The following is a 12,483-nucleotide window of genomic DNA, read 5'->3' as shown; positions in this document are numbered from 1 at the left end:
CGGGACGGCCGGGCCTCACGCGGGGTGCTGCCGCCGCGTCGACGCCCGGGGGCGGAGACGGGCCCTGGTGAGACGGGGCGCGACGGTCTCCCCGCCCGCGATCAGGGACTGGAGGATGTCGAGCAGCGCCGCCGAACTCTCCACCGGGTTCAGCGCGACCGCCGAGACGGCGGGACGGCTGTGGCGGGCGTGCTCGGAGTCGGAACCCGCGGCCACCATGGTGTCCTCGGGCACCCGGACGCCCCGCGCCAGCAGACCGCGCTGGACACCGGCCGCGTGCCGTCCGGTGAGGCAGAAGACCGCGTCGGGCACGCCGTCCTCCACGATCCGGCCGGCGAGCTCCGCCCCGCCCTCGACGCCCGCGCGCTCGGCCAGCTCGTACAGCCGGGGCGTACCGCCGCGCCCGGCGCACCACTCCAGGTAGACGTCCTGGTGGTCCAGGTTCCAGGCGTTCGGGTCGGTGCCGCGCACCAGGGCGACGCTGCGGGCCCCGGCGGCCTCCAGGTGGGCCAGGACCAGACGGGCCGAGGCCGCGTCGTCCTCCGAGGCCCAGTGGACGAAGTCCGGGCGCCCCGGCGGACGCCCGTAGGTCACGTACGGGATGCCGCGCTCCTCCAGGCGGGCGACGACCGGGTCGTCCACGTGCGGGTTGGTGACGATGTAGCCGTCCAGGGAGAAGGCGAGCGGCGGCACCGGCGTCCGCGTCAGGTCGGGCACCAGCATGAGGCTCAGGCCCCGGGCCAGGGCCTGCGAGGCGGTGGCGCCCACGAACCGTTCGAAGACGTCCACACCGGCGGGCGCGTAGTCGCCCAGGGCGTCGAGGGAACGGAGCACCAGCCCCACCGCCCCCATCGTGGAGCGGCGCAGACCGCGCGCCAGGGCGTCGGCCTCGTACCCCATGGCGTCGGCGACGGAGCGGATGTGCGCGCGCGTGGCCGCGCTCAGGGTCCCCTTGTCGTTGAGGGCGTGCGAGACGGCGGTGATCGAGACCCCCGCCCTGCGCGCCACGTCCTTGATCGTGATGCCCCGTGACCGTGTCACCGTGCCGCCCGCCCGCCCCGGCCGAAACCGCTGGTTCCCGAAGAGTTTCCCGAAGCATTGCATAAAACGTTTTACGTTCCTAGCTTGAAGCGCACCGCTCACCGTTCGTGAGCGATCCCGCCGGACGTCTCCGAGTCCGGCGCCCCCCTCCGGAGGAACACCCGTGGAACTGCGCACCCTGACGACCGCGACGACCGACCCCCACGAGCGCGGCACCCTGGTCGGAACCCGGTTCGGCGACAGCGTCCGGAGGACCGCGGAGCTTTACCTGGAGCACTTCGCCGTCCTCGGCCTGAGCGGGGAGCGGGTCCGCGCCGTCGCGGAACGGAGCCACGAGGCCCTGCGCGCCTGGGCGCCGGGACTGGCCGAGGAGTCGGACGCCTGCGCCGACGCGGCCGGGACCGAGCGCTGGAAGGTGGCCGCCGTCGGAGCCCGCACCGAGGTCCTCGCCGGATGCCCCGCGCCCGGCAAGGGCGAGTGCTCCACGGCCGTCTTCGCGCCCGCCGGAGCCGCCCCGCAGACCCTTCAGACCTGGGACTGGCACGACCTGCTCACCCCCGAGGCGCTGTTGCACGAACTGACGCCGGGCGAGGGCCGCACGGTGAAGCTCTTCACGGAGTTCGGCGCCCCCGGCAAGATCGGCGTCAACAGCGCGGGCCTGGGCGTGCACTTCAACATCCTCTTCCACACGTCCGACTCCGGCAGCGGCGGCGTCCCCGTGCACGCGGTCGCCCGGCGCATCCTCGACGAGGCCGACACCCTCGACCAGGCCGTCGGGATCGCCTCGACCGCCCGCGTCAGCGCCTCGACCTCCCTGACCGTGGTCACCGCCGACTCCTCGGCCGCCAGCCTGGAGCTCTCTCCCGCCGGCCTCGCGGTGGTCCCGGCGGGCGAGGACGGCTGGCTGCTGCACACCAACCACTTCCTCGACCCCGGCCTCGCGGCGGGGGAGGCAGGCCCGGCCGACTCGATGACGGCGGAACGATTCGCCCACCTGCGCGAGGTGCGCGCCGCGATGCCGGGACTGTCCCCCGCCGAGCGGGCCGGCGCCCTGTGCGGCACCGCCGGGGCCGACGCCGTCGTCTGCATGCGCCCCGACGGGAGCCGGCCGCCGCACGAGCAGTGGGGCACCCTGCTCACCATCGGCCTCGACGTCGCCCACTGCGCCCTGGACCACCTGGCCGGCCCTCCGCACGAGGCCGCGGCGAAGGGGCTCGCGCGCTTCTGAGCCCGCCCCCCTGCGCGCTCCCGTATCCCCGGCCCCGCGCGTTTCCCCCCCGTATCCCGTATCCCCGCCCCGCGCGTCCCCGCCCCGGTCCTCCCGCCCCGCGCGGGCCGGTCCCGCGCACGTCCGCGCCCCGCTCCCTCCCCACCCCTCCCACCCGAAGGACCCGCCATGACGGAGACCGTCCGGCCCGAACCGAAGGCCCCGGCGGCCGGAGGCACGCGCACCTTCTTCATCTCCGGTTTCGGAACGGCCCTGGAGTTCTACGACTTCATCATCTACGGCCTCGCCGCCGCGATCGTCTTCCCCGCCGTCTTCTTCCCGAGCTTCGACCCCGCGGTGGGCACCCTGGTGGCCTTCGCGGCGTTCGGCAGCGGCTTCGTCGCCCGTCCCCTCGGCGGCATCGTGATCGGCCACTTCGGCGACCGGATCGGCCGCAAGGCCATGCTGGTGCTCACCCTGCTGATCATGGGGGGCAGCACCTTCCTCATCGGCTGTCTGCCCTCCTACGGAACCGTCGGCCTCGCCGCCCCCGTCATGCTCGTCGCCCTGCGCCTCGTCCAGGGCTTCGCGGCCGGCGGCGAGTGGGGCGGCGCGTCCCTCTTCGGCATCGAGAACGCCCCGGAGGGCCGCCGCGGCCTGTGGGGCAGCTTCACCAGCGCCGGCATCGGCATCGGCAGCCTCTTCGGCACCGGCGTCTTCACCCTGGTCACCCTCCTGCCGGAGGAGCAGCTCCGGGCCTGGGCCTGGCGCGTGCCGTTCTGGCTGGGCGGCCTGCTCGTGCTGGTCGGCGTCGTGGCCCGCAGCCGCATGCCCCGGGAGGAGAGCCGCGCCGGCCACGCGCCCCGCGTCCCGATCCTCGACTCGATCAGGCGGCACCCGCGCCGCATGCTCCTGGCCATCGGCGTCGCCTTCGGCTACAACACGCTGGCCTACATCGGCACCATCTTCACGGTGACGTACGCCGAGGAGCGCGGCTACAGCTACACCGAGTCCCTGCTGCTCCAGGTGGCGGGCTCCCTCGCCTTCACGGCCGCCGTACCGGTCATGGCGGCGCTCTCCGACCGGCGCGGCCGCAAGCCCGTGGTGATCGCCGGCACCCTCGCCTACGCCGCCTTCTTCTTCCTCTACTTCCCCCTGGTGGACGGCCACGTCCTCGTCCTCGCGACCCTCGCCTACGTCCTCCTGAACGTCCTCATGGCCGCCCCGCAGGGCTGCGTCCCCGCCTTCCTGGGCGAGCAGTTCCCGGCCGCGACCCGCTACTCCTCCATCTCCGCCACCTACCAGACCGGCGCGGCCCTGGGCGGCGGCACGGCCGCCACCGCCGCGACCGCCCTCCTCATCGCCTGCGACGGCGACCCCGTCGGCGTCGGCCTCTACTCCGCCGCGGCGGCGCTCGTCCTGGTCCTGTGCGCCCGGGGCCTGCGGGAGACGTACCGGACGCCGACCGCCCGGCTCGGCGCGCCGGCCGGCGACCGCGCCGCGGAGGAGGTCCACGGCGCCACGGCGGTCTGACCCGCCCGGCGGACACGGTTCGTTCTCCCGGTCAGGGGTACCAGCCGCACTGCGCCGCCCCGCGGCGCGACGGGAAGACGAACCGAGGAGGAGACGGGACGATGGCGGGCAGCAAGGAGAACCAGGACGTGGTCGCGGCCATTCTGGAGGACCACCGCGCGATGGAGGACCTGTTCCGCCGGATGCGGAGCGTCGAGGCCGACCGGGCCGCCGCGCTGAAGGAGTTCTCGGCCCTGCTCATCGCCCACGGCGAGGCCGAGGAGGCCGAGGTCTACGGCGCCCTCAAGCGCTTCAAGGACGTCGACGACGAGGAGGTGGACCACGGCGTCGAGGAGCACGACGAGGGCAACAAGGCGCTCCTCGCCCTCCTCGAAGTGGACGACATCGGCTCCGACGCGTGGGACGAGCGCCTCGAGGAACTGGTCGGGGCGGTCACCCACCACATGGACGAGGAGGAGCGCACCATCCTCAACGACGCCCGGGAGACCGTTCCCGACGAGCGCAGGGCCGAACTGGGCGGCGCGTTCCTGAAGGAGCGGGCCCGGCAGCTCGCGTCGGACTGCGGGCGCCTGGAGAACGTGCGCCGCGTCGTGGGCGCGTGACCCCGGGCCGTGCCCCGCGGACGGTCCCCGGGACCGCCCGCGGGGCACGGCTCATCCCGCCGCGCCGCCGGCCTTCGCGTGCGCCGCGTCGGCGACCAGGGGCGGAGTGCCGAGACCCGCGCCCCGGCCGAGGCCTTCGAGGAACTCGCCGACCGCTTCCTCGGAACTCCGCTCCGGCATCCAGTCCAGCTCCTCGCGGGCCCGCCCGGAGTCGAGCAGGGGCAGCCGCACGACCGCGTCGAACAGCCCCGGGGTCGCGGGCACGAGACGCAGGTGCCAGGCGGCGGCGAGCGCGGTCCGGGCGGCCACCGCCGGCACCGGGACGGTACGGGCCCCGAGGAGCCGGGCCATCACACCGGTGTCGAGCACCGGATCGGCCGCCAGGTTGAACGCCCCGCGCACCGGCCGCACCACGGCCGCGCGGTAGGCCTCGGCCGCGTCGTCGGTGTGCAGGGCCTGGAAGCGCAGTCCCCTGACCGAGGGCAGCACCGGAAGCACCCCCGGGCGCACGGCGCGCCACGGCAGCAGGGGGCCGGCGAAGATGCGGCGCTGCTCGCTCGCGGCCCCCTCCTTGAACAGGAACGCCGGCCTCATCCGTACGACCCGCAGCCCGGGATGGGCGAGCTGGAAGCCGTCGAGGTAGCGCTCCAGGTACGCCTTCTCCCGGGTGTAGGCGGCACCGGGCCAGCCGTGGGTGGGCCACGACTCGTCCACGGGGCGCCCGTGGGAGGGGCCGGGGGAGTAGGCGCCGACCGAGGACGCGTACACGAGGGCCCCCACCCCCGCCCGGGCGCACGCCTCGAAGACCCTGACGCTGCCCAGGACGTTGGTGCGCCAGGTCTCCACCGGGTCGCGGGTGGGCCGGAACTTCCAGGCCAGGTGCACCACGGCGTCCGCTCCCGCGAACAGCCCGGCCAGGTCGGGGCCTCCGGGGTCGACGTCCGCCGCCGCCCAGCGCACGCCGCCGATCCGGAGCTCCGGCACGCGGCGGGCGACGCCGAGGACGTCCGTGACCCCGGGATCGCGGTCGAGGGCGCGGACCACGCTCGTACCGACGTTGCCGGTGGCTCCGGTGACGACGACCCTCATGACGCCCGCCTCCCCGCCGTGGCGCGCCGGGCGGGCGGGCCGGCCGGGTCGTGCGGGGGGAGCGGGCGGCGCGGCGCACCGGCGCGGAGGATGTTCATGACGCTGTCCGATCGCGGGGGGACGGAGGAGGACCCGTTCGTTCCGCCGGCGGCGGAACGGGCCACGTCCTGCGAGTGACCGCGCCGGGTACGCCGTAAACGCCGTGTCCCTCAGGACCCGGGCAGCATCTCCACCTCGAACCAGACGGTCTTGCCGCCGTCCCGGGGAACACAGCCCCAGGCCGTCGCCAGCCGTTCGAGGAGGTACAGGCCGTGTCCCGAGGCACGGCTCGGGGAGTGGGGGCCGCGGGGGCGGGGACGCACCGGGCTCGTGTCGCTGACCTGCACCGACAGGCGTCCCCCGACGCGGCCGAGCCGCAGTTCGTACGGCACGCCCCCGTGGGTGAACGCGTTGGTGACGACCTCGGAGACCAGCAGCAGGGCGTCCCCGACGGCGACCTGCCCGGCGGCGCCGAACCACTCGTCCAGCGCCTGCCGCGTGAGGTCCCGGCACGTTCCCGCCAGCCCTGGGTCCTCCGTCAGTTCGTACCGGCGGGCGTCGGTGGCCACGGGGTGTGGGGGGTGACCGTTCATACGCTGCGGGTGCCCCGGCCGCCCGCGCCGAACCCCGCCGCACCGGCCGGGAAACCCCGGCCGGCGACTTCGCGCCGCCGTCCGCCGGGACGGTGTTCCGCGTCGCGTCCCGTGCCCTGAATCCCTCGCGCAACCTCCTGACTCACAGGAATGCGGCCACAGTTCTCGGAAAGATGTAAAAGAGCGAAAAGCAGGAGAGGAACGGTGAAATCCATGCAGAACGCAGAGCCGGGAAACGAAGGACCCGGGCCCCGACAGGGTCATGGCTGACGGCGGAGGAGGAGTCCAGGTGCGGAGGCTGAGGGTGCGCGGGGTGCGGGGCGTGGTGACGCGTTGCCGGGATTTCACCGCCGAAGCGTTGGCGGACTGGGGATGGACTCCGGCGAGGAACGAGGCGGAGCGGGAACGGGTGGAGGACGTCCTGCTGCTGGTGTCGGAGGCGGTGACGAACGCCTGCCTGCACGCGGGGGGCCCGGAGGAGTTCGTGCTGCGGCACGGGCGGGGACGGCTGCGGGTGGAGGTGGCGGACGGGAGCTCCGAACCGCCGCGCGCCCAGGTCCGTCGCTCTCCCGCGCTGCCGGGCGGGCACGGGCTGATGGTCTTCGACCGGCTGGCGGGCGCCTGGGGGTGCGAGGAGAGGGGTGCGGGACTGACCGGGAAGGTGGTGTGGTTGGAGGTCAGTGGTCCGTGGGGTTGTCGGTGAGGAGGGCGGTTTTGAGGTCTTTGAGGATGCGGGTGAGGAGGCGGGAGACTTGCATTTGGGAGAGGCCGATGCGTTGGCCGATTTCGGCTTGGGTGAGTTCTTCGCCGAAGCGGAGTTGGAGGATGTGGCGGTCGCGGGGGTGGAGGTGTTGGAGGAGGGGTTGGAGTGAGGTGAGGGTTTCGATGAGTTCGTAGGCGGGTTCGGTGGTGGCGAGGTGGTGGGGTTGGGTGGTGGGGGTGGTGTCGTGGTCGGTGGTGGGGGTGTCGAGGGAGCGGGTGGTGTAGCCGTGGGCGGCGAGTTGGCCCTGGGTGATTTCTTCTTCGGTGAGGTGGAGGTGGTGGGCGAGTTCGGTGCGGGTGGGGCGTCGGCCGAGGTGTTGTTCGAGGTGGTCGGTGGTTTTGGCGAGGTCGATGCGTAGTTCCTGGAGGCGTCGGGGGACGCGGACGGCCCAGCTGGTGTCGCGGAAGAAGCGTTTCATTTCGCCGGTGATGGTGGGCAGGGCGAAGGCGGAGAAGTCGGTGTTGCGGTGGGGGTCGTAGCGGTTGATGGCTTTGATGAGGCCGATGGTGCCGACTTGGATGATGTCTTCGGTGGGTTCGGCGCGGTTGCGGAAGCGGCGGGCGGCGAATTTGACGAGGCTGAGGTTGAGTTCGACCAGGGTGTTGCGGACGTAGGCGTGTTCGGGGGTGCCTTCGTCGAGTTGGTTCAGTCGGGTGAGGAGGGCGGCGGAGAGGGGTTGGGCGTCGTCGGTGGAGATGGTGGTGGGGCGGGTGAGTTCGGGCAGGCCGGCCAGCGCCGCCCGACGCACCGCGGCCCCCGGATTCCCGGACGTGCCCGGTTCGGGTCCCGAGCCGGCGCCGAGGGGGCGGGCGGAGCGGTTTCCGACGGTGGACATGAGGCTCCTTCGACGGTGGCGGTGGGCCTCCGCCGCCGCTGCGCGAGAGCGGCGACGGGGGTCCGCCTGGCGGGCATCCTCAAGAATGATGCCCGATTTTGTGAGGTTTGACCCAGTTCTCTAGGGTAGTCGCAGGGCTCTGTCGCGGCCGCGCGGGCCGCGGAACCTCATGGTGCAAGCGCCCCCAGGAGGAGGTGTCCGCGATGGGAGAGGTCCGGCTCTCGGCGTACGAGCGACGTGTCCTCGCGGAGATCGAGGAACAGCTCGAGCGGGGCGGTCCCGCCCCTCCCCGGCGGCCCCGCCCGGAGCGGCGCGGCCCCCGGTCGTCCCCGCCCCGGAAGCGCGGCGTGCGCCGCCGCCTGCCGGCCGTCTGCCTGGCCCTGCTGGTGGTCGCGCCCCTCGTCCTCCTCGTCCTCGCCGCGGTCACCGGGGCCCCGGCGTTCGTCTGGGCCTTCGCCGTCGTGTGGGCCCTGACCCTCCTCGTCGTCCTCGGCGCACTCGTCCACTGGGTGCGGCGCAGGGTGACCGGTTCGCGCGATACCGGATAGGCCGGACGGTCCGCCCGGTATGCGGGGTTTCAGGGTGGTCCATGAGGGTGAGGCGCACGGGCGGGACAGACCCGCGCCGGAGGCCCGGGAAACCGACGAGTCCAGAGAGGAACAGACAGTGTCGCTCGACGGAAAGAACGTGCTCGTCCTCACGACCAACTACGGAACGGAGCAGGACGAACTGGAGAAGCCGGTGGCGGCCCTCCGCGAGGCGGGGGCCCGCGTCACGGTCGCCGCGCAGAAGGACGAGGGCGTCCAGACCCTCGTGTCGGACAAGGACCCGGGTTCCGTCGTCCAGCCGGACACGACCCTGGCCGAGGCGACCGCGGACGGGTACGACGCCGTGGTCGTGCCGGGCGGCACCGTGAACGCCGACCAGCTCCGCACCGACGACGACGCGCGCCGCCTGGTCGCGGCCTTCGCGGAGGCGGGCCGTCCGGTGGCCGCCATCTGCCACGGACCGTGGCTCCTCGTGGACGGCGGACTCGCCGGAGAACGCCGCCTGACCTCGTACTTCTCGCTCCGCCCCGACCTCGAGAACGCGGGCGCGACCTGGGTGGACGAGGAGGTCGTCGTGGACACCTCCGGGAGCCACCCCCTGATCACCTCCCGCAACCCGGGCGACCTGGACGCCTTCTCGGCGGCGATCATCCATGCCCTCGGAGGCCGGGAGGGATCGGGGAGCGCGTCGTAGCCGCACGGCGCCGTGCCCGGTCCCCGGCGGATCCCGCCGGGGACCGGGCACGTTCCGTTGCCGGGACCGCCGTCCCGGCCGGACCGGCACGGCGCGCGGACCCGCTCACGGGGCGGGCCCCGGCGGAGGCCGCCGCGGAGGAGAGGGCTCAGACGGCCGTCCGCGCGGCCGCCGCCGTCCCGGGCGTCGCGGGGGAGGCACCGAACAGGGCGTGGACGGCGGAGGTGACCCGGTCGGCGACGGCCTCGGGGGTGGAGGCGTCGAGCTTGCCGTCGAGGTGCAGGAAGGCCAGGCCGTGGACGAGGGCCCACACCGTGGTCGCCAGGGTATCGGTGTCGCCGGCGCCGGGGAAGGCGTCGCGGACGATGCCGTGGACGTACGCGGAGATGGCGGCGGTCGCGGCGACCCGCTCCTCGCTGGTGGGGTCGCAGGGCTCGGCGAACATGGCCCGGAACAGGGCCGGGTGCTCCAGCGCGAACCGCACGTAGGCGACGGCCACCGCGGCGAGTTCGCCGGGCGTCGAGGGCGCCGGGTGGGCCTCGGCCAGGTGGCCGGCGAGTTCGCGGTACCCCTCGGCGGCCACGGCGGAGACGAGCGCGTCGCGGTCGGCGTAGTGGCGGTAGGGGGCGGTGGCCGACACGCCGGCACGCCGGGCGACCGCGCGCAGCGAGAGGCCCGCGCTGCCGTCCTCCTCCAGGAGTTCGCGCGCGGCGCGCAGACAGGCGGCGCGCAGGTCGCCGTGGTGGTACGTGTCGCCGGGAGCCATGGGCCGCACATCCTCACTGTTCACGGCGGTCCCATGTCCTCTCCCATGTGAACGCCGTATACATCGTAAGGGGCCGCAGGGGAAGGGAGAACCGGGACGGCCCGCGAGCCGTTCTCGCCCCCCGCTCCCGCGGGCGGGGCGGACGGCCGCCGGCGGGGCCGCTCAGGCCTTGTTCCGGGGTGTGGCCAGCCAGGCGCGGTAGCCGCGCAGGGCCTTGCGCTGCCTGCGCTGTTCGGAGAGCAGGGCGATCGCGGGGTGGGTGCCGGGCCCGGGGCGGCTGCCCCGGGCGAGGCGGCGCATCTGGTGGCGGACCTGGGCCATGCTCGCGGCGGAGGCGAGGGCCTTGTCGGACCAGGTCACCGGCCGCATCCGCCGGTCGGCCTCGAGGCCCCGGCGCCAGCGGTCGGGCAGGTCGGGGGTGACGGCGAGGGCGGTGCCCATGCCGGCGACCGCCACGCCGCCGGCGAGGACCTTCTCCGCCGTCGCGCGCCGGGTGACGCCGCCGGTGAGCATCAGGGGGAGCGGGCTGGTCCTCGCGAGGTCCTCGGCCAGGTCGAGGAAGTACGCCTCGCGTGCCCGGGTGCGGTCGTCGGCGGCGCGTCCGGTCATGGCGGGGCTCTCGTAGCTGCCGCCGGAGAGTTCGACCAGGTCGACGCCGAGGGGTTCGAGCATCCCGATGACCCGGCGGGCGTCGTCGGCGTCGAAGCCGCCGCGCTGGAAGTCGGCGGAGTTGAGCTTGACCGCGACCGCGAAGGACGGCGAGACGGCGGCCCGCACGGCGCGGACGGTGTCGAGGAGCATCCGGGCGCGGTTCTCCAGGGGCCCGCCCCACCGGTCGGTGCGCCGGTTGACCAGCGGCGAGAGGAACTGCGACAGCAGGTAGCCGTGGGCGGCGTGGATCTCCACGCCGTCGAAGCCGGCCTTCTCGGCCCGCCGGGCCGTGACGGCGAACCGCGCCACGGTCTCCTCGATCTGCCGCGGGGTCATGGCGGTCGGCTTGCCGAAGCGGTTGCTGTGCTTGCCCAGGCTGACGCCGATGTCGGTCGGCCCCCACACGACGCCGGGCATGCCGGAGGGGACCTGGCGGCCGGGGTGGTTGATCTGCATCCAGATCTTGCCCCCGCCGGACGTGCCGGCCCGCGCCCACTCGGCGAACGGTTCCAGGGGGGCGTCCTCGTCGAGGACGACGCCGGCGGGTCCGGTCAGCGCCTCGGCGTGGACCATGACGTTGCCGGTGATCAGCAGCCCGGTGCCGCCCGCGGCCCAGCGCCGGTACAGCGTGAACAGCCGCTCGCCGGGGAGCTGGCCGTCGGCGGCCATGTTCTCCTCCATGGCCGCCTTCGCGATCCGGTTCCTCAGCACCTGCCCGGAGCGCAGGGGCAGGGGCGAGAACAGCTCGCTGGTCATGGGGGTTCCTCTTCTGTCGGGACCGCTCGAAATGTTTGCATCACTTACATTAGCGCCTCGATGTAATCGGTGTAAACATTCGAGTCCGTGAAGTACGCCGCGGCCCGGCGGCCGGGCCGTCGGCGTCCTCCCTTTTGCCGGGGCCGGACCGTCGTGCTTGTCTCGGACGGGAGAGTCACCGCTCGGGCAGAGGAACGGAGTCGTCGTGAAGGCTGTGTCGGTCAGGGAGCACGGTGGTCCCGAGGTCCTGGAGTGGACGGAGGTCGAGGACCCGACGCCCGCCGCCGGCGAGGTCGTCGTCGACGTGGTGGCCAGTGGCCTGAACCGGGCCGACGTCATGCAGCGCATGGGCCTCTATCCGCTGCGGCCCGGCTGGTCGCCGTACCCGGGTCTGGAGGTCTCCGGTCGCATCGGCGCCCTCGGCGAGGGCGTCACCGGCCGGCGGGTGGGTGACGAGGTCTGCGCCCTGCTGACGGGCGGCGGTTACGCGCAGAAGGTCGCCGTTCCCGCCGGGCAGCTCCTGCCCGTGCCGAAGGGGGTCGGCCTGGTGGAGGCGGCGGGTCTGCCCGAGGTCACCGCCACGGTGTGGTCCAACCTCGTCATGACCGCCGGACTGAAGGCGGGGGAGACCCTTCTCGTGCACGGCGGGCTCGGAGGCGTGGGCTCCATGGCGGTCCAGATCGCCAAGGCCCTGGGCGCCCGCGTCGTCACCACGGTGGGCGGCCCGGAGAAGGTGGCGCGGGTGCGGGAACTGGGCGCGGACGTGGCGGTCGACCACCGCGCCGAGGACTTCACCGAGCACGGCCCCTACGACGTGATCCTCGACGTCGTCGGCGGCGACTACCTCGAACGCAACGTCCGGTCGCTGACCGCCGACGGACGTCTGGTCGTCATCGGCGTGCAGAACGGCCCCGACGGCAGGCTCGACCTGGCCGACCTGGTCTTCAAGCGCCTCTCGGTGTACGGCACCACCCTGCGCACCCGGTCGGAGGAGCAGAAGGCCGCCGTGGTCGCGGAGGTCCGCGACAAGGTCTGGCCGATGATCGAGAACGGTTCCGTGCGCCTGCTCGTCGAGGACCGGCTGCCCATGGCGGAGGCCGCCGAGGCGCACCGGAGGATGGAGGCCGGCGGACACACCGGGAAGATCCTCCTGGTCAACGGCGGCTGAGACCCCGGGCCGGCGTCACCGGCGGCACCGGAAGCCGCGCCCACTGGTGCCGTCCGCCGTCCGCCGTCCGCCGTCCGCCGGTCGCCACCCGCCGCCCGCCGTCCGCTGCCCGTCGCCCGCCGTCCGCCCGCCGGACGGGCGTGAGGACCGGGAGGCGTCCGCCCCCGGGAAGGACGAGCGGAACGCCGTCGGGGCGAC

13 protein-coding genes are annotated in these 12,483 nt (G+C 74.0%); 7 read left to right on the top strand and 6 right to left on the bottom strand.

Features of this window, described 5'->3' with window-relative positions; genetic code table 11:
• Positions 1 to 15: 15 nt before the first annotated feature.
• Entirely contained in the window at positions 16 to 1,008 is a 993-nt protein-coding gene (locus ACZ3IL_RS16465; protein ID WP_467390902.1) for a LacI family DNA-binding transcriptional regulator, read from the bottom strand.
• A 196-nt stretch (positions 1,009 to 1,204) separates the two neighbouring features.
• Between ACZ3IL_RS16465 and ACZ3IL_RS16460 the strand changes: the two genes are divergently transcribed.
• From ACZ3IL_RS16460 to ACZ3IL_RS16450, 3 genes are all read left to right on the top strand, one after another.
• Positions 1,205 to 2,269 (top strand): C45 family autoproteolytic acyltransferase/hydolase, encoded by a 1,065-nt coding sequence (locus tag ACZ3IL_RS16460; protein ID WP_467390900.1) that lies wholly within the window; start codon positions 1,205 to 1,207, stop codon positions 2,267 to 2,269.
• A 168-nt stretch (positions 2,270 to 2,437) separates the two neighbouring features.
• On the top strand, positions 2,438 to 3,781 hold the full coding sequence (locus tag ACZ3IL_RS16455; protein WP_467390898.1) for an MFS transporter: 1,344 nt from the start codon (positions 2,438 to 2,440) through the stop codon (positions 3,779 to 3,781).
• A gap of 101 nt (positions 3,782 to 3,882) precedes the next feature.
• Positions 3,883 to 4,383 carry a hemerythrin domain-containing protein gene (locus tag ACZ3IL_RS16450; RefSeq protein WP_467390896.1) on the top strand — a complete coding sequence of 167 codons (501 nt, stop codon included), beginning with the start codon at positions 3,883 to 3,885 and terminating at the stop codon, positions 4,381 to 4,383.
• A 51-nt stretch (positions 4,384 to 4,434) separates the two neighbouring features.
• Here the strand turns inward: ACZ3IL_RS16450 and ACZ3IL_RS16445 are convergent, their stop codons facing one another.
• Both ACZ3IL_RS16445 and ACZ3IL_RS16440 read right to left on the bottom strand, forming a co-directional pair.
• Complete coding sequence (locus tag ACZ3IL_RS16445) at positions 4,435 to 5,472, bottom strand: NAD-dependent epimerase/dehydratase family protein (protein ID WP_467390894.1); 1,038 nt, start codon at positions 5,470 to 5,472, stop codon at positions 4,435 to 4,437.
• A 209-nt stretch (positions 5,473 to 5,681) separates the two neighbouring features.
• The gene (locus ACZ3IL_RS16440) at positions 5,682 to 6,080 is read right to left on the bottom strand and encodes an ATP-binding protein (protein WP_467390892.1); all 399 of its coding nucleotides are present in this window, start codon (positions 6,078 to 6,080) and stop codon (positions 5,682 to 5,684) included.
• A gap of 382 nt (positions 6,081 to 6,462) precedes the next feature.
• Between ACZ3IL_RS16440 and ACZ3IL_RS16435 the strand changes: the two genes are divergently transcribed.
• Entirely contained in the window at positions 6,463 to 6,807 is a 345-nt protein-coding gene (locus ACZ3IL_RS16435; RefSeq protein ID WP_467390890.1) for an ATP-binding protein, read from the top strand.
• On the opposite strand, the gene ACZ3IL_RS16430 is transcribed toward ACZ3IL_RS16435, so the two are convergent.
• The gene (locus ACZ3IL_RS16430; RefSeq protein WP_467390888.1) at positions 6,782 to 7,702 is read right to left on the bottom strand and encodes a SigB/SigF/SigG family RNA polymerase sigma factor; all 921 of its coding nucleotides are present in this window, start codon (positions 7,700 to 7,702) and stop codon (positions 6,782 to 6,784) included. The two genes, ACZ3IL_RS16435 and ACZ3IL_RS16430, sit on opposite strands and share 26 nt — an antisense overlap.
• Positions 7,703 to 7,905: 203 nt before the next feature.
• Between ACZ3IL_RS16430 and ACZ3IL_RS16425 the strand changes: the two genes are divergently transcribed.
• Positions 7,906 to 8,250, top strand: coding sequence for a DUF3040 domain-containing protein (locus tag ACZ3IL_RS16425; RefSeq protein WP_467390886.1), 345 nt, complete (start codon positions 7,906 to 7,908; stop codon positions 8,248 to 8,250).
• A gap of 118 nt (positions 8,251 to 8,368) precedes the next feature.
• Complete coding sequence (locus ACZ3IL_RS16420; RefSeq protein WP_467390884.1) at positions 8,369 to 8,944, top strand: type 1 glutamine amidotransferase domain-containing protein; 576 nt, start codon at positions 8,369 to 8,371, stop codon at positions 8,942 to 8,944.
• 148 nt (positions 8,945 to 9,092) lie between these two features.
• Here the strand turns inward: ACZ3IL_RS16420 and ACZ3IL_RS16415 are convergent, their stop codons facing one another.
• Together ACZ3IL_RS16415 and ACZ3IL_RS16410 are read right to left on the bottom strand one after the other, a co-directional pair.
• Entirely contained in the window at positions 9,093 to 9,710 is a 618-nt protein-coding gene (locus tag ACZ3IL_RS16415; protein ID WP_467390882.1) for a TetR/AcrR family transcriptional regulator, read from the bottom strand.
• A gap of 162 nt (positions 9,711 to 9,872) precedes the next feature.
• Entirely contained in the window at positions 9,873 to 11,117 is a 1,245-nt protein-coding gene (locus ACZ3IL_RS16410; RefSeq protein ID WP_467390881.1) for an NADH:flavin oxidoreductase/NADH oxidase family protein, read from the bottom strand.
• Between the two features lie 205 nt (positions 11,118 to 11,322).
• Between ACZ3IL_RS16410 and ACZ3IL_RS16405 the strand changes: the two genes are divergently transcribed.
• Complete coding sequence (locus tag ACZ3IL_RS16405; RefSeq protein ID WP_467390879.1) at positions 11,323 to 12,285, top strand: NAD(P)H-quinone oxidoreductase; 963 nt, start codon at positions 11,323 to 11,325, stop codon at positions 12,283 to 12,285.
• The last annotated feature ends 198 nt before the right edge of the window (positions 12,286 to 12,483 follow it).

Source organism: Streptomyces sp. NPDC014907 (assembly GCF_055562975.1).
This window is presented reverse-complemented; position numbering and strand designations above follow the sequence as displayed.